This window comes from Chryseobacterium sp. MFBS3-17, from assembly GCF_020687745.1.
GTDB lineage: Bacteria > Bacteroidota > Bacteroidia > Flavobacteriales > Weeksellaceae > Marnyiella.
Genome location: NZ_JAJEWK010000011.1, coordinates 115,726 through 137,755, shown reverse-complemented (window position 1 = coordinate 137,755; position 22,030 = coordinate 115,726). Strand labels below are relative to the sequence as shown.

Annotated in this window: 20 protein-coding genes and 1 pseudogene; 13 read left to right on the top strand and 8 right to left on the bottom strand. The window is 44.7% G+C overall.

All coding sequences use genetic code 11. The annotated features are described in order from the left end of the window. Positions 1–15: 15 nt before the first annotated feature. The 5 genes and pseudogenes from LKO26_RS09895 to LKO26_RS09875 form a co-directional block, all read right to left on the bottom strand. Positions 16–738 (bottom strand): energy transducer TonB, encoded by a 723-nt coding sequence (locus tag LKO26_RS09895; RefSeq protein WP_227587696.1) that lies wholly within the window; start codon positions 736–738, stop codon positions 16–18. A gap of 74 nt (positions 739–812) precedes the next feature. Further along, the gene (locus LKO26_RS09890) at positions 813–1,295 is read right to left on the bottom strand and encodes a hypothetical protein (RefSeq protein WP_227587695.1); all 483 of its coding nucleotides are present in this window, start codon (positions 1,293–1,295) and stop codon (positions 813–815) included. Positions 1,296–1,337: 42 nt separating this feature from the next. Beyond that, positions 1,338–2,540, bottom strand: a pseudogene (gene lysA / locus LKO26_RS09885) (diaminopimelate decarboxylase); the annotation flags it as partial. Positions 2,541–2,662: 122 nt separating this feature from the next. Beyond that, positions 2,663–3,886, bottom strand: coding sequence for a PolC-type DNA polymerase III (locus LKO26_RS09880; RefSeq protein WP_227587693.1), 1,224 nt, complete (start codon positions 3,884–3,886; stop codon positions 2,663–2,665). 40 nt (positions 3,887–3,926) lie between these two features. Continuing rightward, entirely contained in the window at positions 3,927–5,450 is a 1,524-nt protein-coding gene (locus tag LKO26_RS09875) for a helicase HerA-like domain-containing protein (RefSeq protein WP_227587692.1), read from the bottom strand. Positions 5,451–5,581: 131 nt separating this feature from the next. Between LKO26_RS09875 and LKO26_RS09870 the strand changes: the two genes are divergently transcribed. The 8 genes from LKO26_RS09870 to LKO26_RS09835 all read left to right on the top strand — a co-directional run bounded on the left by LKO26_RS09870 (position 5,582) and on the right by LKO26_RS09835 (position 12,606). Continuing rightward, complete coding sequence (locus LKO26_RS09870) at positions 5,582–5,950, top strand: hypothetical protein (RefSeq protein WP_227587691.1); 369 nt, start codon at positions 5,582–5,584, stop codon at positions 5,948–5,950. Positions 5,951–6,029: 79 nt separating this feature from the next. Beyond that, positions 6,030–6,878, top strand: coding sequence for a hypothetical protein (locus tag LKO26_RS09865; protein WP_227587690.1), 849 nt, complete (start codon positions 6,030–6,032; stop codon positions 6,876–6,878). A 56-nt stretch (positions 6,879–6,934) separates the two neighbouring features. Further along, positions 6,935–8,923, top strand: coding sequence for a TonB-dependent receptor domain-containing protein (locus LKO26_RS09860; protein ID WP_227587689.1), 1,989 nt, complete (start codon positions 6,935–6,937; stop codon positions 8,921–8,923). A 180-nt stretch (positions 8,924–9,103) separates the two neighbouring features. Continuing rightward, positions 9,104–9,547, top strand: a complete 444-nt coding sequence (locus tag LKO26_RS09855) for a hypothetical protein (RefSeq protein ID WP_227587688.1) — start codon at positions 9,104–9,106, stop codon at positions 9,545–9,547. Between the two features lie 25 nt (positions 9,548–9,572). Then, positions 9,573–10,373, top strand: a complete 801-nt coding sequence (locus LKO26_RS09850; RefSeq protein WP_227587687.1) for a sulfite exporter TauE/SafE family protein — start codon at positions 9,573–9,575, stop codon at positions 10,371–10,373. A 143-nt stretch (positions 10,374–10,516) separates the two neighbouring features. After that, on the top strand, positions 10,517–11,926 hold the full coding sequence (locus LKO26_RS09845; RefSeq protein WP_227587686.1) for an MBL fold metallo-hydrolase: 1,410 nt from the start codon (positions 10,517–10,519) through the stop codon (positions 11,924–11,926). A gap of 7 nt (positions 11,927–11,933) precedes the next feature. Continuing rightward, positions 11,934–12,233 (top strand): hypothetical protein, encoded by a 300-nt coding sequence (locus LKO26_RS09840; protein ID WP_227587685.1) that lies wholly within the window; start codon positions 11,934–11,936, stop codon positions 12,231–12,233. A gap of 136 nt (positions 12,234–12,369) precedes the next feature. Beyond that, entirely contained in the window at positions 12,370–12,606 is a 237-nt protein-coding gene (locus LKO26_RS09835; protein ID WP_227587684.1) for a DUF3820 family protein, read from the top strand. Positions 12,607–12,826: 220 nt separating this feature from the next. On the opposite strand, the gene LKO26_RS09830 is transcribed toward LKO26_RS09835, so the two are convergent. Beyond that, the gene (locus tag LKO26_RS09830) at positions 12,827–14,935 is read right to left on the bottom strand and encodes a prolyl oligopeptidase family serine peptidase (RefSeq protein WP_227587683.1); all 2,109 of its coding nucleotides are present in this window, start codon (positions 14,933–14,935) and stop codon (positions 12,827–12,829) included. Positions 14,936–15,035: 100 nt separating this feature from the next. Here LKO26_RS09830 and LKO26_RS09825 point away from each other — a divergent pair, with 100 nt between their 5' ends. The 3 genes from LKO26_RS09825 to menD all read left to right on the top strand — a co-directional run bounded on the left by LKO26_RS09825 (position 15,036) and on the right by menD (position 18,808). Next, complete coding sequence (locus tag LKO26_RS09825) at positions 15,036–15,230, top strand: hypothetical protein (protein ID WP_227587682.1); 195 nt, start codon at positions 15,036–15,038, stop codon at positions 15,228–15,230. A 286-nt stretch (positions 15,231–15,516) separates the two neighbouring features. Continuing rightward, entirely contained in the window at positions 15,517–16,764 is a 1,248-nt protein-coding gene (locus LKO26_RS09820) for a T9SS type A sorting domain-containing protein (RefSeq protein WP_227587681.1), read from the top strand. A gap of 379 nt (positions 16,765–17,143) precedes the next feature. Then, a complete protein-coding gene (gene menD, locus LKO26_RS09815; protein WP_227587680.1) occupies positions 17,144–18,808 on the top strand; it encodes a 2-succinyl-5-enolpyruvyl-6-hydroxy-3-cyclohexene-1-carboxylic-acid synthase in 1,665 nt (554 codons plus the stop codon). 5 nt (positions 18,809–18,813) lie between these two features. Here the strand turns inward: menD and LKO26_RS09810 are convergent, their stop codons facing one another. Then, positions 18,814–19,440, bottom strand: a complete 627-nt coding sequence (locus tag LKO26_RS09810) for an aminotransferase class IV (RefSeq protein WP_227587679.1) — start codon at positions 19,438–19,440, stop codon at positions 18,814–18,816. Next, a complete protein-coding gene (locus LKO26_RS09805) occupies positions 19,424–20,401 on the bottom strand; it encodes an aminodeoxychorismate synthase component I (RefSeq protein WP_227587678.1) in 978 nt (325 codons plus the stop codon). Before LKO26_RS09805 ends, LKO26_RS09810 begins: the two co-directional genes overlap by 17 nt. A 48-nt stretch (positions 20,402–20,449) precedes the next feature. Here LKO26_RS09805 and LKO26_RS09800 point away from each other — a divergent pair, with 48 nt between their 5' ends. Together LKO26_RS09800 and LKO26_RS09795 are read left to right on the top strand one after the other, a co-directional pair. Beyond that, on the top strand, positions 20,450–21,166 hold the full coding sequence (locus LKO26_RS09800; protein WP_227587677.1) for a hypothetical protein: 717 nt from the start codon (positions 20,450–20,452) through the stop codon (positions 21,164–21,166). Positions 21,167–21,229: 63 nt separating this feature from the next. Next, positions 21,230–21,994 (top strand): beta-carotene 15,15'-monooxygenase, encoded by a 765-nt coding sequence (locus LKO26_RS09795; protein WP_227587676.1) that lies wholly within the window; start codon positions 21,230–21,232, stop codon positions 21,992–21,994. Positions 21,995–22,030: the final 36 nt, after the last annotated feature.

Sequence of the window (22,030 nt, the reverse complement as noted above, 5' to 3'; positions counted from 1 at the left end):
AGAATGGCAGAGGAATTATCGGGTTGCAAATACAAGCGGCAGCCTGAATTTGAAAGGTACCGGTATATTGCTTATATGGGCAGGCTTCCATTTTTTGCGGATGCGGGAAATACCGGCCAATACCATATCATCAAACTCCTTCAGCCCCGACGACTGAGCGAGTTCCAACTCAGTTATATTGCCTTCGCGGTCTATCACAAAGACCACTTCTAATCTGACTGTGGAATCAAATTTAAAACGGGTAAGGTCTATATTGCGGACTACCAGCGCTCTGAAATTATTCATTCCGCCATCAAAGGAGGCTATTTTCAGATGGGCTTCGGGATCGTAATTTTTCGGCAAATCACCAAAAAGTTCGTGTGGAATAATCCAAAAACGTGCAACAGCAGCCACTTTCTCTCCATTTACTTCGGCCGGTTTCCAGCCCTTCATATATTTTGCAGTCTGCCTGCTGAGTTCTATGGCGCATTTTTGCTTATTTGCAATATCCTCATCAACTTTCAGATACTTTATGGTGCTGTCCGGGTAGACCACTACCTTAAAAACATGATATTCTTTTGTATCGCTACAGGGTTGGGCGTTCTGTTCCTTTAAAATCCGGTTAAAATCTTTGTAGAACTGAATGTTACCTCCCTTATAGCTCTCCTGACCCTCCGGGTAGGTTTCCAGAATCTGTGCCTGAGTGGCGGTACACCATCCCAGAAGTGCCATAAAAAAAATGAACTGATTTCTCATCATTGGATTTTTTGGGTTTGCGGCAAATTTAATCAATAAAAAAACCTTGCAAATAGTGCAAGGCCTAAGCGTTATCTCTAAAAATCAAATCCGTCTGTGCGGAAATTTATCTTCTGCCTGATTTTGGAATCTACGGGAATACCGTTGCATTCAGCGGGAGTCCAGTTGGATTTTACACTGCGTACGGACAGCTCCAGATCGCGGTACAGAAAATTACTGTTCGGAACTTCCGGCTTCAACTGAATCCGCTGCAGGCGGCCATCTTTAGTCACGAATAAAATGATTTCAAAGGTGCCATTTACCGAATACACACCAGAATCCAGATAGCTTTTCATGTGCTCAGACAGCACTTTCTTAAAAGCATTTTCGCCACCCGGAAACTGCGCATAGGTGGCATTATCGCACTTCAGGCGGTAGAACTCCATAGGATTATTCATGTCATATGAAATAATCTGCCGCCCGGTTTCCTTGATGTTTTCTGTAATATCATTATCCTCAATGAGATACTGTGCCTGCAGGAACGAGCAGGAGCACAAAAGCAGTAACAATAGCTTTTTCATTCTCTAAATTTAACGTAAAAGTACGAAAACTGAAGGTTACGATTACAATACTTCGATCTGATTTTTCAGCAAATCTTCAAATTCATCGCGCTTACGGATCAGGTGCGCCTTACCATCCAGAAACAGCACCTCTGCAGGCTTCAGCCGGGAGTTAAAGTTAGAGCTCATTTCAAAACCGTAGGCACCGGCATTGCGGAACACCAGGATATCGCCTTCCCGCACTTCATGGAGTTTGCGGTCCCACGCAAAAGTATCGGTTTCACAGATATTTCCTACCACGGTATAGATTCGTTCTTTTCCTTTCGGATTAGACAGATTTTCGATAATGTGATAAGAATCGTAGAACATAGGCCGGATCAGATGATTAAACCCGGAATTGATGCCTGCAAATACCGTAGCGGTAGTCTGCTTAATGACATTGGTCTTCACGAGTAAATGTCCGCTGCCACTCACCAGAAATTTTCCCGGTTCAAACCAGAGCTGGAATTTCTTACCTGAGATTTTCGAGAAATCGGCTACGGCTTTTTCCACTTTCTTCCCCAGAGTTTTCACATCGGTTTCCAGGTCTCCCTCCTGATACGGCACTTTGAAACCGCTTCCCATATCCAGATATTTCAGATTCGGGAAATGCTCTGCCAGTTCAAACATGATTTCCAAGCCTTCCAGAAACACATTGGGATCTTTAATTTCACTGCCGGTATGCATGTGCAGACCTTCCACATTAATCCCTGTAGTTTTCATCACCCGTTCTATATGGCGCAACTGATGGATGGAAATTCCAAATTTAGAATCAATATGTCCCGTTGAAATTTTATAGTTACCTCCGGCAAAAATATGCGGATTGATTCTTACAAAGATAGGATAAGAACCGCCGTATTTATTTCCGAACTGTTCCAGGATGGAGATATTGTCTATGTTGATGTGCACCTGCAATGCCATGGCTTCTTCTATCTCTGCCAGATCCACGCAATTGGGTGTAAAAAGGATGTTTTCCGGCTTGAAGCCTGCTCTCAGTCCCAGTTTTACCTCATTGATGGATACACAGTCCAGGTTACCGCCGAGGCTGTTGATGTATTTTAAAATATTGATATTGGACAAAGCTTTACACGCATAGAAAAACCGGGTGCTTTTATGAAAAGACGAAGTCAGCTTTTCGTACTGAATTTTAATGGATTCTGCATCATAAACATAGGTCGGGGTTCCGAATTCGCCGGCAATGTGTAAAAGATCTTTATTGGTCATTGTTAATGAATTATTTAGCTGTCTGCAAGGCTGTGCAGACTCAGAGCGTTATTTGCAGCATTGCCGCCACCGCAAATCGGTGAAAAGCAAAAGCGCTTGCAAAAGTAAAAAAAATCAGAATATAATTACCGCGGAAGCTTCACAATTTCCGGTTCTCCCCGCAGGAGTGCCAGTTGCAAATCATTGGTCATATCTGCCGCATTGCCAGCAACTTCAATAGTGATTGCATCCAGTTTTTTGCGGGAACTGATGCGGGTATGCAAATCGTAAAAACCATAACCGGTCAGTTTTCCATTGGCAAAAATCAGAAAAGCTTTTTCTCCCAGCGTACGGCCGGGGATGAGCCACATCTCGCTGCGGCCTTTCATGCTGATGGCAGCTGCCAGAGCATTGACATCGGCGAATTTTTCCTGAGACTGGAGATACGTTACTGCTTTCAGCCCCTGGGTGAAGGATTTAAATTTCAGCAAAGGTTTTTTTTCCTTTTCATTGCTGATTTTCTCGGCATAGTATCGGCCTTTCTGGTAATACATTCCGAAAGGAAGCTTTTCGCGCTTGCGCAGCCCTTTGGTTTTCATCATCAATCTGGCCAGTATATCACTGCCGGTCAGCTCATAGTGAATCTGCTCTGTATCTTGCTGCACCGCCTGCCAGCGTTTGGATTTTGAGTTGAATATCATTTTGGAAAAGCGGCTCAGGTCTTCCACAAAATCAAAGAAAATAATTTTGCCTTCGCCGTTCTGAAAGTAAATAATACCCCGTTCTGCAGGTAAATCCCGGGTAAGATCCCGCACTTTATTCACGTACGTTTTCGCATTTACTTCTTCATGGTGCTGCTGAATGATTTCAGAGTTTTGATCTTTTGTCATGAGCAGTTTAAACAGTTCCAGCGTAGCCCGTGCATCTCCGGATGCCCGGTGATGATCTACCAGCGGAATTCCCAGACTTTTCACCAGTTTGCCCAGGGAATAACTCTCGGCTTCCGGAATCAGTTTCTTGGCCAAAGGTATGGTGTCTAAAGTATTGATTTTGAATTCATAACCCAATCGCTTGAAGGACTGGCGCAGCATACGGTAATCAAATTCAATATTGTGTCCCACCAGTGTACATTTTTCTGTAATCTCAATCACTCTTCTGGCTATTTCGTGAAATTTTGGTGCAGTTTTCACCATTTTTGGGGTAATTTTGGTGAGTTTTTGCACAAAAGGAGTGATATCACTCTCCGGATTGACCAGAGAGATGAACTGATCCACAATCTCATGCCCGTCATACCGGTAAATGGCGATCTCGATAATGGACTCCTGCCGGAAACCGGCTCCATTGCTTTCTATGTCTATTACAGCATACATTTTTGTGGTTCGGGCTTGTTATTTTAAAGCAGAGCGCAATTTACTTTCTTCTGCCGCCCAATCCAAGCATTCCCAGCACAAATTTTGCGCCTTCCCGAGCCAGAGTATTGGTAAAGGTTCTGCCAGCGCGGGATTTCATGACCGATTCGAACATGCCGGGTTCCTCTTTCACCTTCTTGCTTCTTTGGGGCGGTGCCTGCTCAGCGGCCTGCTCCATGCGTGTCACCAACATCTCATAGGCCGAGTCTTTATTGACCGCTTCTTCATATTTTGCCACAAGCGCAGACCGGTTGGTCAGTTCGTAGACTTCGGCATCGCTCAGAATATCCATCCGCGATTCCGGAGAAATAAGGTAGGTGTGTACCAGCGGCGTGGGAATTCCTTTTTCATCCAGTGCAGTGATAAAGGCCTCACCAATTCCCAGATTCTGAATCAGGTCTTCTGCTTTATAAAATTCAGTAATCGGATAATTTTCTACGGCTTTTTGAATTTCTTTTCGGTCTTTGGCAGTAAATCCTCTCAGCGCATGCTGAATTTTCAACCCCAGCTGGCTCAGCACATTTTCGGGCACATCTCCCGGAATCTGTGTAATGAAATAGATACCCACCCCTTTGGAGCGGATCAGTTTCACCATGGTTTCAATCTGGCTCAGCAATGCTTTGGAGGCTTCTTTAAAAATCAGATGCGCTTCATCTATAAAAAGAACCAGCTTTGGCTTTCCCGAGTCACCTTCCTCCGGAAACGTCATATAAATTTCGGCAAAAAGTGACAGCATAAAAGTAGAAAACAGCTGGGGCTTGCTCTGGATGTTGCCTACCCGTAGAATATTGACCACCCCCTTTCCGTTTCGGTGTTGCAGCAAATCTTCCACATCAAAACTCGGTTCTCCAAAAAAAAGTGCTGCACCCTGCTGCTCCAGTGCTACGATAGACCGGAGAATGGCACCGAGTGAAGCAGGAGAAATAGAACCATAATGGCTGATGAGTTCGGCTTTCCCGTTAGGATTATCTGTCACATACTGCAGTACTTTCTTCAGATCCTCCAGGTCAATAAGCGGCAGACCCTTGTCATCACAATATTTAAATACAATGGAAATAATACTGGTCTGGGTTTCATTCAAATCTAAAATTTTAGATAAGAGTAACGGTCCGAACTCGGTTACCGTGGCCCGTAACTTCACTCCCTGTTCACCGGAAATGGTCATCAGCTCCACCGGAAATGACTGCGGATTGTAGGGCAGTTGCGTTTTTGCATAGCGTTCGGTAATCACTGCATTCTGATCTCCTGCCGCTGCAATTCCGGAGAAATCTCCTTTGATATCCAGGACCAGTGACGGAATTCCCTGATGCGAAAGTTGCTCGGCAAAGACCTGCAGCGTTTTGGTTTTCCCTGTTCCGGTAGCTCCTGCAATGAGTCCGTGGCGGTTTATGGTCTTCAGCGGAATGGTTACATCTACTTCTGTGACCACTTCACCATCCAGCATTCCTTTTCCCAGGGTAATAAACTCACCTTTCGGTGTATATCTTGCGGAGAGTTGCTCTATAAATTTTGCTTGGTCTGCCATGAGTGTTTTCTGTTTTACGAGCTAAAGATAAAAAAAATCACGAGAATCTGTGTGGAACAGGAAAACAGATGAATCTACTGATTATAATCATTTTTATTTAAAACTAAAAAGTCTTAAATTTGATTCATAAAATGAAAACCATTCTGCTCAGTATACTGTCCACGCTTGTTTTTCTGGTAAGTTTCCAGAACACGCTGATACTGGCAGACTATTATCTGAACCGGAATTTTTACGAAAAACACTGCATCAATACTGCAAATCCCGAACTGGAATGCCACGGCAAGTGTGAGGTAAAAAAAGTCAATGAAAACAGTTCAGCACCGGTACAGGTCATCAAAAAGCATTTTGAGTTTCACATTTTTCCACTCGCTGCAGTTGAATTTCCACTAAAGAATGCGGTTGTTTACCGAAAAAGTGAAGATCTTGTCCTCCACAAAACCGCTGATACCCTCAAAGGCTATCACCGTATATTGCCGCACCCGCCAAAGATTGAAAAGTAAACTCTTTTCGGATTTATTTCAAAGGTTCCGGACATTCATCTGTTCAGAACCCAATTTTACCCCTTAAATTTTATTCAAAATGAAATTTTCTTTTAAAATATTCATGGCGCTCATCGTCATGTCCGCCATCATGCTGTCCTGTCGCAGCACCGAAGACCCCAAAATTCCCGAGACCAACGGCTTACAGAATCTGCTAAAAGTCCAGGAAATCACCAACAGTACACATGCCATAGAACTGTATACCGTACGCGGCACTTTCCAGACCGGATATAATGACATTACGCTGCGCATCAGGAACCTCAGCAATAATCAATATGAGGCCAATGCAAACATCACGTGGACCCCCCGCATGCACATGACCTCCATGACACATTCCTGCCCGCGGTCTGCCATTACTCCTTCTGCCACCTCGCTATACCACGGATATATCGTGTTTCAGATGCCCCAAAACAATACAGAATACTGGGATCTGACGCTTGATTATGTCCTTAATGGTGTAGCTTATACGGCCACAGCACCCATTACCGTACAGCCTGTACAGCGCAAAAATGTAAATGCGGTACTTGGTGCAGATGGACAGCGCTATGTCATTGCCCACATAGAGCCATCATCGCCAAAAGTAGCCATCAACAACTGGACTGTAGGCATCTGGAAAATGCAGGATATGATGACATTTCCTGTGGCCAACGGATTGAAACTAAAACTGGATCCGCGCATGCCGGGAATGGGCAATCACAGTTCGCCAAATAATGAAGATGCCATACAAAGCCAGACCAATGGTTTTTATCAGGGTAAAGTGTCACTTACCATGACCGGTTACTGGAAACTGAACCTGCAATTACTGGCAGCAGACGGCAGCATTCTGAAAGGAGAAGCCGTGACTGACATCCACCCGGAAAGCAGTTTATTTTTTGAACTGGAATTTTAATTACCGACCGGGTGGCATCTACAGATCACGCCCGGTTCATTTAAACCTCCCTTTACATGAAAAAAATAATAATTCCCGTAATGCTGCTGGCCACGGGCACATCGCCTGCACAACATCACCCTGGGGACAGTACGGGACATGCAATGATTCAGGAAGTGATCATTATAGGTCACGGAGATCCCGGATCCCGCCAGGCAAAGCCTCTGAGTTCCATAGACGAATACCTGCAGCAATCTGCACAGGTACAAATGCTGAAACGCGGTGCTTATGCATGGGAACCGCTCATCAACAATATGAGTACCGAAAGAACCGTCCTCACCATTGATGGCATGCGAATTTTCGGGGCGTGCACAGATAAAATGGATCCCATAACCTCCTACGTGGAAGTTTCTAACCTCGCTGCTGCTGAAATTTCTTCCGGGCAATCAGGTTCCTGCCACGGCTCGACCATCGGTGGAGCGATAGACCTGAAGCGCAAAACCGGAAACTTCGGTGAGAAGCGTTGGAAATATGGCATTCACTCCGGATATGAAAGTGTGAACCAGCAGAAAATATTCGGCGCATCAGTACATTATAGAAATCCGAAACTGTACACTTCGATTGATTTTATGAACCGCGACGCAGAAAATTACAAATCCGGTGGCGGTCAAGAAGTGGACTTTTCTCAGTTCAGCAAATTGAATGTCTCCGGTACTGCCGGCCTCCTCGTGAAAGAACACTACACCCTGGAAACCTCTGTCATCTATGACAAGGCTCATGACGTGGGCTACCCTGCCCTTCCCATGGATGTTTCTCTGGCAGAAGCCACCATTGCTTCTCTGAAATATCTTTATCAACCAGAGCAAGCTTCCCTAAAGGAGTGGGAAACCAAATTGTATTACAACACGATTACCCACCGCATGGACGATACCAAAAGGCCGAATGTTCCCATACACATGGATATGCCCGGCTGGAGTAAAACGTACGGTTATTACTCCAAAGCATCTGCAATCCGGCATTCACATCAAATCTCAGTTAACCTGAACGGATACTATAACCAGTCGCTGGCAGAAATGACCATGTATCCGGAGAATCCGGAAGAGCATCTGATGTTCATGTACACCTGGCCGGATGTCCGCACCCTGTACCAGGGCCTGTATCTGGAAGACCGCATCTCGCTGAGACCGGACAATCAACTAAAACTTTCGGTAGCCATCGGATTTCACCGCAACAGCATAGCCCGGGAGGAAGGCCTGAACAGTCTCCAGATTTTTTATCCCGAGATGACCGACGGCCAGAACAGGTTTGTAAAAAGCGCATCAGCGCAGTACAGCAACCGTATCCGCCGGTTTTCCTATGGCATTGGAGCCGGATACGGAGACCGCGCCCCCTCTGTATCCGAAGGTTATGGATTTTATTTGTTTAACAGTGCGGAGAATTATGATTATATTGGAAATCCGGACCTCAAAAACGAAACTTCTGCCGAACTCAATGCATTCCTGCAATACAAAACTGATGAGTTTTCAGCCAGAATAAACGGTACGTTCTTTCATATTTCAAATTTTATCACCGGCAAAATCAATCCGGATTTATCACCCATGACCATAGGAGCACATGGCGTGAAGATTTACAGTGCGCTTCCTCATGCCAGGATTCTGAATGTCAGTTATGAATCAGAATGGAAACTGTGGCCGGCTCTGCAGTGGCATGTCGGGCTTGTTTATGCCCGGGGTAAGGATGTTGCCCAAAAGAACCTGCCGTACATCAGTCCGTTTGCATATACTTCGAAACTCAGATACACCTTAAAAAAAATGACTGCTGAGGTTTCTGCATCAGGAAACAGTAAACACCGAAACTACAGTGCCGAACAGGGAGAACTTCCGAATTCCGGGTATTTTCTGCTGAATGCTGCCGCAGGATATACGTTCGGCAGCGGAAATGGAAAATGGCAGTTAAAAACCGGCGTGGAAAACCTTTTGGACCGGCACTATACCACTTATGCAGACTGGAACCATATCCCAAGACCCGGGCGAAATTTCTTTATTCACCTTCAGTTTGACTATTAACCTGAGTTCGGTTATCAGCATTTCAAGTAAAAACCCACCAAAGAATCAGAATGAAATAATCACCATAAGTTGTCGGAGGTACTCCACATAAATCACCGTAAAAATTGATTCTTATCAGTGAAAGTCTGACTGTTCAATGGTTTATTTTTATTAAATTTGATACCCGATAAACTTACAATCATGATAAGAACCGAAATTTTAAGTAAAATTTTAGAAGAACAATATAAAGTCATTGACAACCTGCAACACTCTGTGGAATTGTATAAAAAAGAGTCTGATATGGATGAGGACGACACCTCTGACCCGGATGATTATGCCCGGCAAACTGAGGCCAAAGACATGCAGTTGCGGTTTGAAAAAATGCTGAGTAAGGAAAAAAACGACCTTCTTTTTGTGCTGGCAGAAAAAGATAAAAGCCACACCGAAGCAGAACAGGGCGCACTGATAGAAACCGACCAGAATTATTTCTTTCTGGGGGTAGCATTGCCAGCTTTTAAATTTCAGGGAAAAGATGTGTTCTGTATTTCACCGGAGGCACCTATTTACGGTAAAATAAAAGGCAAAAAAGAGGGCGATGCTTTAGAAATGGGCAACAAAACCATCAACATCACCGCTATTCATTAATCACTAAACCAAGTAGAGCACCGGTATGGAATTTCTCGGATATTTTTTTGCCATCATCATCGGGTTCGTCATGGGACTCATTGGTGGGGGCGGAAGCATCCTGAGCGTTCCGGTATTCGCTTATATCTTCGGGATTGATGCCATGACGGCGACCACGCTGTCACTTTTTGTAGTGGGAGTCACCAGCTCGGTGGGTTCCGTGGGGTACATTCGCCAGGGGATTGTTCACTTTAAAAACGCTTTCCTCTTCGGACTCCCTTCGGTGGCCGGGATTTTGTTTTCCAGGCGTGTGGTACTGCCGCATTTGCCGGAATACATCATTAACCGCTGGGGCATCACCCTTACCAAGGATATGTTCATCCTGGTACTGTTTGCCATTCTGATGCTGGTTTCATCTTTCAAAATGATTAAAAAAATAGACCGGCAGCGGATTCCGAAATCAGAGGAAGTGAACTACACTCTTTTGGTATCCCAGGGATTGCTGGTAGGCATTGTAACCGGGTTCATAGGTGCCGGCGGCGGATTCCTGATTGTGCCGGCTCTCGTGATGCTGCTCCGGGTGTCTATGAAACAGGCGGTGGCCACGTCACTGGTGATTATTTCAGTCAATTCACTCATCGGATTTATTTCCTCACTGGACAAGGTAGATGTCAACTGGGTTTTTCTGCTGTCTTTTACGGCACTTTCCGTCATCGGAATTCTCATTGGCGTACGCATTTCCCGCAAGATTGCCGGCCGGAAACTGAGGCCTGTATTCGGATGGTTTGTACTCAGCATGGCCATCTTCATCATCCTGAATGAGCTGCTGGTGAAGCAGGTGATGTAACAAACAAACATTTGACAATCAGACAAAAGCAAAAATCAATCATCATAATCATTGATGTTATCAATCGTTAAAACTGACATTCATCACATCGCAATCCAATAAATAAACCGAAATTTGCATTGAACCAAAAAAACGAACATGATATGAAAGTAGAACAAATATATACCGGATGTCTGGCACAGGGTGCATACTATATAGTCTCTGATGGTGAAGCTGCCATTATAGATCCGCTGCGCGAAGTCCAGCCCTACCTGAACCGTTTGGAACAGGATGGTGTAACCCTGAAATATATCTTCGAAACGCATTTCCATGCAGATTTTGTTTCGGGACATCTGGACCTCAGCAAGAAAACCGGTGCACCCATTGTGTACGGACCCACTGCCGAGCCTGCTTTTGAGGCCATCACGGCTACTGATAATCAGATTTTCGAAATTGGAAAAATAAAAATTAAAGTACTGCATACACCGGGTCACACGCTGGAAAGTTCTACCTACCTGCTGATTGACGAAAACGGAAAAGAAACCGCCATTTTCTCAGGAGACACTCTGTTTCTGGGAGATGTAGGCCGTCCGGATCTTGCTCAGAAAGCTGCCAGCATGACTCAGGAAGACCTGGCAGGAATGCTGTATGACAGCCTCCAGGCGAAGATTATGCCGCTGGCAGATGACATTACCGTATATCCCGCTCATGGTGCCGGATCTGCCTGCGGAAAGAATATGCAGAAGGAAACTGTGGACACCCTCGGAAATCAGAAGCGCACCAATTATGCCCTCAATCAGCCTAACCGTGAAGCATTTATAGAAGCTGTACTGGACGGACTTTCTGCACCGCCGAAATACTTCGGAATGAATGTGGCCATGAACAAAGGCGGTTATGACAGTTTTGACCAGGTACTTCAGAAAGGCCTCAATCCGGTTCCAGCATCTGATTTCGAACAGACTGCAGAAGATACCAACGCCCTGATTCTGGACACCCGGAGCGCAGCAGATTTTCATAAAGGATTTGTGCCCAACTCGGTAAATATAGGATTGAAGGGTGATTTTGCCCCATGGGTAGGGGCCATGATTGTGGACGTACAACAACCCATTTTGCTTGTTTCTGATCCTGGAACGGAAGAAGAAGCCATCACCCGGTTATCCCGTGTAGGTTTTGATCAGGTGCTGGGTTATCTGGAAGGCGGATATGAAAGCTGGAACGACTTTGGCGGTGAAACCGATGAAATTCAACGCATTACACCCGAAGAGTTTGTCGGGAAATTTGAGCCGGGAACCAAAATTATCGATGTACGTAAAGACACTGAATTTGAATCGGAACATATAGAAAATGCCCATAGCCTGCCGCTTGATCAGATTGCTGAGTGGGCCGGAACAATAGATGATACCGAACATTTTTTCCTGCACTGTGCAGGCGGATACCGCAGTATGATAGCCGCCAGCATCCTGAATTCCAGAGGAGTACGTAATTTCACCGAAATAGGAGGCGGATTCAACGGGATTAAGAAAACCGAAAAAATTCCGACTTCCCAGTTTATCTGTTCTTCCAAAAAAGCCTGAAACTGATATGAACATCTTAAAATACACCGATTTCCTGCCGGACAGGTCCTCTGTTTTTCAGATTAAGATAACCGACCGGATTCAACAAATAGCGATAGCTCTGGGCAAAGGTGCCGTGCTGGAGAAGCATAAAACCAGTATTCCGGCTACGCTTATTGTCCTGAAAGGCAGCATCCGATTTGTATTACCGGACCGCGAACTGACACTGAACAGTCTGGATTTTTTTGAAATTCCACTGGAAGAAGTGCATCACGTGGAAGGGCTGGATGCAGAAAACCTTTTTCTGATTACCAAAAAAGTCATTTAAGATCTGCACGGATTCCAGAACGAGTCGTTCCTTTGCCCCAAGATTACGGAACGTTCCGGGATTTGTGCTTTTTTTATCTGATGAGTTCAAACGATGCTTGCCGATTCCGGATTTCCTGAACACTCAAAACTTTATTATGAATGAAGGTGCGAACCCTCAAATATTGGTAGAAATATGTACCGAAAAGATGCCGTTTGGCAAATACAAAGGCACCCTCATCGCGGACTTACCCGTATCTTATCTGGAATGGTTTATGCGCCAGGGGATGCCCAAAGGTAAACTCGGGATGCAACTGCATACCATTTACGAAATCAAACTGAATGGTCTTACAGACCTGCTGATTCCGGTAAAGCAGCAGCTGAGGAAGATGTAATGACCATACGGCAGAAGTAATTTTCGGGTCAGGAATATTTGCAATGACTCAAACCGGTCTTTGATTTCCGAACACCAACACGAATCTGCTCCTGAGAAATCCGACTGCAGGAATTTCACAAAAATACATCGCTGAATATCAGACATTTAAATAAAAATCCGGAGATCGCATGACCTCCGGATGGTTTTTCAGACGCCGGTAGTGCGGCCTCCGATTATATCTACTTCAGACTGCGGACGCCCATTTCATATAGGGCAAAACTCAGCATGTCTGTATTTTCGCCAATCACCTGATCGGTGCTGCGTCCCGCGCCATGACCCGCATTCATTTCAATTCTGACCAGCACAGGATTGCTGCATGATTGTTTTTCCTGCAGTTCAGCCCCGAATTTAAAGGAGTGGGCAGGCACCACGCGGTCATCATGGTCACTGGTAATAATCATGGTAGACGGATAGCACACGCCCTTGCGCACGTTGTGCACCGGTGAGTACGACTTCAGGTAATCAAACATTTCTCTGGAATCCTCGGCGGTTCCATAGTCGTAACTCCAGCCGGCACCGGCTGTAAACTTGTTGTAACGCAGCATATCCAGAACGCCTACACCCGGGAAAGCCACTTTGGCAAGATCCGGACGCATGGTCATGGTAGCACCTACCAGCAGACCTCCGTTTGAACGGCCTGAGAGCGCCATATATTCCGGTGATGTATAGCCCTTGCTCTGCAGATACTCTCCAGCTGCGATAAAGTCTTCAAAAACATTCTTCTTCTGCAACTTGGTTCCTGCATCATGCCATTTTTTGCCATACTCACCGCCCCCGCGGATATTCGGTACTGCATAGATTCCGCCATTGTCCATCCAGATGGCATTTACTACCGAGAAACCGGGCTGCAGGCTGATGTTGAAACCACCATAAGAATACAGAATGGTAGGATTTTTTCCATCCAGTTTCGTTCCTTTTTTATAGTTAATCATCATGGGGATGCGGGTACCATCCTTTGATGTATAAAACACCTGCTCTGACACATAATCATCCGGATTAAAGTTCACTTTTGGTTTTTGATATACTTCAGAGGCGCCACTCGCCAGGTTGTATTTGTAAATCGTTCCCGGCGTAATGTAATTGGTAAAAGAATAATAAATTTCCTTGTCTTCCTTTTTACCGCCAAATCCGCCTGCTGTACCCACTCCCGGAAGTTTCACCTCCCGGATCAGTTTTCCGTCATAATCATATTGTTTAATGGCTGAGACCGCATCCTGCATATATCTTGCAAAAAGATATCCGCCAGCTGTGGAAACACTGAGCACATTGTCTGTTTCCGGGATCACGTCTGTCCACACGCCCGGATTGTTGACATTCATCTTCACAAGGCGCCGGTTGGGCGCACCTTTATCCGTCAGCATGTAGATGAAATCACCTTTGGAATCTACTACATCAGTATTAAACTTATATCCCTTCTGAATGGCAGCAAAATCTTTCCCCGTCTTCATATCCCTGATATACAATTCATTGCCATTGGTCGCTTCAGAAGCACTCAGAATCTGAAAGCGCTGATCTTCTGTGAGGCCTACATTCATGTAGCGCCGTTTGAAATCTGCACCCCCTTTGATGAGCTGATCGCTGCTCTGCGGTGTTCCGATTTTATGGAAATACACTTTATGGGTATCGGTTTTGGCCGAGAGTTCACTGCCATCCGGCTTATCATAGCTGGAATAGAAGAAGCCTTCGTCTCCCAGCCAGCTGATCCCGGAGAATTTCACATCCTGAATGGGTTCACCGATTTTTTTCTTGGTGATAGCGTCCATCACAATGATTTTATTCCAGTCACTGCCACCTTCTGATATAGAATAAGCGACCAGATTTCCCTTCTTATTAAATGAAACCGATGCAAGCGATGTGGTTCCCGCAGCGGAAAAAGTATTGGGATCCAGGAAAACTTCTGTTTTGCCGTTTTTGTCTGTGCGGTAAAGAACATATTGCGCCTGCAGACCATCATTCTTGTAGAAATAGGTATAATCTCCTTCCTTGAACGGCGCTCCTATTTTCTCATAATTCCACAGGTCTTTCATCTGCTTGCGGATCTCTTCCCGGAAAGTTATTTTCGAAAGGTAGTCACTGCTAAAGTTCACCTGACGCTGCACCCAGTCTTTGGTATCTGCGGCACGGTCATCTTCCAGCCACCGGTACGGGTCTTCCACATGGGTGCCAAAATAAGTGTCAGTATGCTGGATTTTTTTGGTTTCGGGGTATTTCAGATTTTGGGCCATATGAGTGGCGCAGGATGTCAGAAAAAATGCTCCTGCAGTTACGAATACGGTATTCAGTTTCATATACAGATTTTTGTCAAAATTAAGTAAAATTTAACAGATGCTTAAAGTATGTAAGGAAAAAGGGAATAAAATTTGCAACAGATTTGTCAAATATCGATTTATGAAAAATGGGAGTGAAATAGTATTGGCGGCGAGCCTGGGCGTTCTGATTGGGTTAGGGATATATGGATTTAAAAGGTTTTTCAAAAAAAGAAATCAGGATTACGATGATTACTATTCTGATTTCCACCGTCATTTTGACAAAAGATACCGCGAAGAAACTGCGCACGGCGTAGAATATTTATCAATGATGTAGGCATTACTGCCAGCGAAAAGAATCCTGCAGTTTTTAATAGCAGGATTTTTTTTTGTGCTCTGAATGCCACATATACCCACTGCCAAAATTTAATCACTGAAAAAATTCTTTTTTTATTCTTTATATTCAACATAATCATTAACTTAGCTAATCTAAAGAAATAATTCTGGTAAGAAAATCTACTCTTTTACTCTGCCTGCTGGCCTGGCAAATATCTTTTGCACAATGCTGGAAAACAATAGACGGGGGCGGTGGATCTGCACTTGCCATTCTGGAAGACGGTACTTTGTGGGCCTGGGGCTGGAATGGTATTGGTCAATTAGGTGTTGGCGACAATATTGACAAAAATATACCTACTCAAGTGGGAACAGCAAACAACTGGTCCAAAATAAGTTGGGGATATCACCACGCCTTAGCCATCAAAACAGACGGTACGCTTTGGGCCTGGGGCTGGAACAACAAGGGAATGGTAGGCGACGGCACCACCAACAATAAATGGAATCCGGTACAAATAGGCACCGCCACAGACTGGAAGGAAGTGGCCGCAGGCTTTAATCACAGTGTTGCCCTAAAAACCAACGGAACTCTCTGGACTTGGGGCGGCAACGAATATGGACAACTTGGAGATGGTACCTTCAGCAACCGCTCCCTACCCCTGCAGATCGGAACCGCAACAGACTGGAGATTCATCACCAGCGGTGAAGAGTATAGCATGGCCATTAAAAACGACGGCACACTCTGGGGCTGGGGCAATAATACCTCAGGGCAAACCTCCGCCGGCTCGGCCATGCAGAATACGCCACACCAACAAGGCACTGCCAATGACTGGAAGACAGCCGCTGCGGGTGGCTCTCATACTTTGGCAATCAAAAACAATGGATCGCTGTGGGGGTGGGGTTACAACGGCTGGGGACAAGTGGGTGACGGCACAACCAGTACCAAGTTCACTCCGGTTCAAATAGGAACCTCAACAGACTGGAAGGAAATCAATTCCGGATACTTCCATAGTGCCGCCCTTCAAAATAACGGCACGCTTTGGACTTGGGGATCTAACAATTTTGGCGGTTTGGGCAACGGCACCAATATCGGAAACACCGTTCCGGCGCAAGTAGGAACCGAAACTGCCTGGAGTGCCCTCGGATACTATGCGAATACCACCCAATATGCCATGAAGAGTGACAAAACGCTTTGGAGTTGGGGCAATAATGATTATGGGCAGCTGGGAGATGGCACCAATATCTCAAAAAACTATCCGGTTTATATCACCTTCAATTGTGAGGATAAACTATCCGTCCGGGAAACCGATGACCGTTCGCCCTTTAAGATTTACCCGAATCCTGCCACTACAGAGTTGCACATTTCGGGAACAGTCAAAATACTCAGCCTTAACATTTACGATACCTCCGGCCGATTGATAAGCACTCCCAAACCAGTCCGGAATACCATCAATGTTTCCCAAATGACCGCAGGCACTTATCTGTTGAAAATAGAAACCAACAAAAACACCAGTTCACACATCTTCATTAAAAAGTAAACACCATCAATACAATTTAAAGGGACAAATGACTGTCCCTTTTTTAATGACCATGTTTGGGAAATCCAGGTGTGGCAGAATACACCATAAAATAAATATTCTCGTTGAATATTCTTTAAATTTGCAAATTGAGTTTAACAACCGTACTCAATGAAGAAATTAATTCTGATGAAGATTTTTAGGAAACGGGCTTTGAACTTAAACTTCTAAAAACAAATCAATATATTGATATGCTTAATAAATATAATAACGTCAATCTGAAACCCTTAATGATAAAAACAAGCCCCATATTTCAACATTAAGAAATTCAGATAAAAAATTTTACTTACCTTTTGCCGGCATTGCTCCGCAGGAATAAAAAATAAAGCAGATACTTTCAATGAAACAATTTACGTCTAAACGCAGCATACAAATTCTGGCCCATATGTTAAAAGAATATGGCATTCACAATGTGGTCATTTCACCCGGAAGCCGAAACGCACCTCTGGCCATTCATTTTTCTGAAACAGACGATTTTAACTGCTATAGCATTGTAGATGAACGCAGCGCAGCATTTGCAGGACTGGGCATGGCAAAAAGTGAAAAGAAACCGGTAGCCATCACATGCACCAGCGGTTCGGCGGCGGCCAATTATTATCCTGCCGTAACCGAGGCTTTTTATCAGAACATCCCCCTGCTGATTCTTACTGCAGACCGCCCCGCAGATTATGTGGATCTGTTTGATGGCCAGACCATCAGGCAGCAGCACCTGTTTCAGCAGCACTCTTACGGGGATTTCCAGTTGCTGGAAGACGATGCAGAAGGCGCAGACGATACCAACTTTAATCTTGCAAAAAAAGCCATTGAACTTTGTCTGGAAAAATGCGGCCCGGTACACATCAATATACCGCTGGCAGAACCCCTGTACGAATTACTTTCTGAACTGCCCATGTATCCTGCCGTAGAAAAAACGATACAGAAAAAGAAATATGAAATTCCTAGTACGCTGGTAGCAGAGTGGAATCTGGCAAAAAGAATTATGATTCTGACCGGCACGCGCGATCACAGCAAGGATCTGGACATGCAACTGCAGCAACTGGTAAAGAATCACAGTGCTGTAGTCCTTACAGAAGTGAACTCTAACCTGAATCATCCCAAGTTTTTCAGCCATACAGACCGCTACATCACTTCCTTTACAGAAGAAGATTTCCGAACCTATGCCCCTGATCTTCTGATTACAGTGGGGCAGAACGTCGTATCCAAAAGAGTAAAACAGTTTCTGCGGAAGGCGGCACCCAAACAGCACTGGCACATAGACCCGCACTGGCAACCGGATACCTACTTTGCGCTGACTGAAAAAATAGAAGTTTCTGCCGAGGCGTTCTTTGGAAGGCTCCTGAATTTCATTGCACTGGAACCCCGCACCTATTTCAATCTCTGGGATGTGCTGCGCGATAAAAAGGACGAAAAACACCTGGAATACTGCAGAAGATCCTCCTTTTCAGATTTCAAGCTTTTTGAAATACTGTCCTATAAAATTCCGGAAAACTGGCATGTGCACTTCAGCAACAGTTCAGCCATCCGGTATGCACAGTTGTTTGATTTTCAGAAATACCACGTGCATTGCAACCGCGGTACCAGTGGCATAGACGGCTCCACCTCCACAGCCATGGGATACGCCATGAAGAATCCCGAGCCCACCCTGCTCATTACCGGTGAACTGAGTTTCTTCTATGATATTAACGGATTGTGGAATCAGTATATTCCGCCCTATACCCGCATCATCGTCTTCAATAATGGCGGTGGCGACATTTTCAGAATCATCCCCGGACCCGCCTCTACCAATGCGCTAGACGAGTTCATCCTGACCAAACACCAACGCAATGCCGAACTGATGGCCAAAAATTTCGGTTTCGGATACACCCGTGTGGATGACGAAGAAACGCTGATCCGCGTCCTCGATAACTTCTTTAAACCCGATAGCAAACCCAAAATTCTGGAAGTGGATACCTCAGCTGTAGAAAATGCAGAAATCCTGAAGGATTATTTCAGACATCTGGATTAGATTTTTCAGAGCAGAAAATCATCGTCATTTCCGGGCAGATTGCGGATTCTGGACAAAGGATAGATGAACATATCATCAAAATCATTGAGCGCATTAATTAACTGAAAATGAGAATATTCACGGATATTCTGCAGGGTAATATCGGCCTCTTTTATTTTTTTGGTTTTCAGCAGATGCTGTCTCTGCACCCCGTTCAGCAGGCAGGTACATGGCGTGTACCAGGTTTTGCCTTTTTTGAACAGCAGATTAGAAAAAGAAGTATCGGTGATGTGATTGTTTTTTACAATGATAATTTCCGGAGATTTGGCACGGGCTTTCATCTGATCGAAAATTTTGCGGTCCTCAGATTTAAAGGCATAGTCCAGGAAATTATGCTCCACCAGTTCAAAGGACTCAATGGAGGAAATGGCATAAGGAATCAGGCGGGTACTGAAGGTATGATCCAGGCTGTACACCACGCGCAGTTTAAACAGACCATTTTCATCCGGATCCAGTGCTTTTACAACGGCCTCCAGATTCACAGTTCCTTCTTTGCCAAAATACGCAAAGGTTTCATTCACACGTTTTTGATGCAGATTCAGCAGAAAAGGTTTCTGATCCTCAATTTTAATACTTTCAATGAACTGGGACATAAATTTTGTTTTTCATTTCCTGATACTCGTCTGCTAATTTACTTAAATGAGTGATGCCACCGCCACTTTTGAAAAACAACTGATCATTCAGCTTTTCGACAAACCGGATCATGACGCAGGAGTCCAGATTTTGGCCGTCAAAATAACCGCAGACACCGGTATAAAAACCCCGGTGATACTCTTCGGCTTCCAGAATGATTTCCAAGGTTTTCGGCTTGGGAGCACCCAGAATGGAGCCTGCCGGCAGTAATGTTTTCATCAGCGAACCCACTTTATCCTGAAATTCAGGTTTCAGCGCACCGCTGATTTCCGAACTCATGGCCAACAGGTTTTTTTGTCGAGTTCTGATAAAGTCAATCCGCTGAAATTCAGTAAGCCTTACCTCATCAGCCACCATACTGAGGTCATTCCGAAGGAGATCTACTACGGTATAATGCTCGGCTTTTTCCTTGATGTCATTCTTCAGTACCTGCTCTGCATCGGGCACTGCTGCATCTATAGTTCCCTTCATGGGGTGGGTATAAATGCGCTGATCTTTAACCTCCACAAAAGTTTCCGGTGAGAAAAACACGAAGCGGTCACGGTACAGGACTTTATATTTTGCTGATGAAGCCAGAAAAATTTCCTCCAGTGAATAATTAACTTCAATTTCCGTTTGGGTGGTATAATTGGCCAGATAGGAATTGCCGAGTTTCAAATGCTTCTGAACCTCATCAAACCCTTTTTTGTACACTTCTTCAGACACTGGCCTGGCGCTTAGCAGCAATGGTTTTTGAATTTCCTCTGGTCTATATCCGGAGTTAAGTCCCGGAAAACTGATCCACAGTGGCGCAATTTCCAACTCATGCAGCGGAAAGACTTCCACCTGCTCCATTAGGAAATCAACCATAAAAAAGAAGGGTTCGCCCTGCATGGAAAGTGCGTCCATGGTATCAAATGCCGGGTGAAATTGCTGTTTCATTCCGCAAAAATAATTTTTTTAAGCGTACTTTGCAGAAATTTAGGTTTGATGATTGAGAAAGATCCGGGAAAGGCCGGCATTCAGAATGTTTTAAAGGAAGCTCTTTTTTACTGGAACAGAACGCTGCTGTATCAGATTATTTTTTCACTGCTGTATTTCTCCGTTCTAATTACGGTATTATTCTTTTTTGCGGATCATTATGGAATTCTGGCAGACTATCTGGCCGGTGTGGAGTCCATGCAAAACGGCGGAAGCATGGTAGATGCTCAGAAAGCCATGGCCGAGAATCCCAATTACATGAATTTTACATGGGCGCTCATTGGTACCCTGGTTTTGCTGTTCCCCCTGAATATGGGTTTCTACAAAATGTTCCGCAAGATTGATCTGGGCGAAAAAATATCAGTTCAGGACCTTTTTGCAGGGTATCTGGGCATCAATTTCTTCATCTACACCAGCTATTATTTATTCTGGCTCATCATCTTCCTGTACACGGCACCCACGCTTATTCTGGGCATGATCTGGGTAGCGCTTACCCTTTTTACAGGGCCGCTGATGTTTTTTATGGATAAAAGAATATTTGAAACCTTCGGGTACAACATCAAAGCGTGGCGACATTTCTTTCCATCGGTTTTTGCAGGACTTGTACTGGCATTGATGGTGAAATATGCCGGTTTCTTCACAATGTTTCTGATTCCGTTTACATTTGCCTTTCCCCATGCGGTGATATACGCCCTTTACCGTAACATTTTCAAAGAAAACAAATAGTCGGAAGGCTTTGTTGTCCGGGTTGAAAAAAATTTATACATTTAAATCATTAAAAAATAAACAATGGACACATTCAATGAATTTGACACGCAGGGCACTGCCCCACAGCGAAATCTAAGCGACATCATCAGTCATGGTTTCAACCATTACGTAAAAATTATTGGCTGGAGCATTTTAATCATCATCCTTATTGCGATTGTTTCTTCACTGGTTTCTACGCTGCTGGGCTCACTGGTAGGTTATAATCAACTGGAGGCGCAGGCTCAGATGGAAGACATGATGAGTGGCGGCTCTATGAATCCCACAGATGCCATTACCCAGATGATGAGTGTGCCGGGGTATAAGGAAAGCATCATTCTTTCTTATGTTTTCGGCTTGCTTCTGTATCCGGTATATGCCGGTTTCGTGTATGCAATGCATAAGGTAAACACCGGGCAATCTGTAGGTTTCGGCGATTTCTTCATCGGGTTCAGACAGAATACGGTTCAGTATATTGTATACGGACTGATTATGGGTATTTGCCTGATGATTGCTGCAATGCTTTGTGTTATTCCGGTATTCTTCGTATTGCCGCTGTTTTTCCTGGGAATCCCGATCATTCTGTTTGAAAACGCAAGTGCTACTGCAGCACTCTCAAAAAGTTTTAACATTGCCAAAGCCAATTACGGAACGCTTCTTGGTGTAAGTTTTGTGGCCTTTCTGATTTGTATTGCGGGAATTATTCTGTGTGGAATCGGTATTCTGGCTACCGCTCCGTTCTTCTACGCCGCCATGTACAGTGCCTATGTGGCCTACAATGGCGTACCGAGGCAGATTGCGCAGTCATAAGCCTTTACCTAAAAAATAATAAAAGAGCGACAGCAT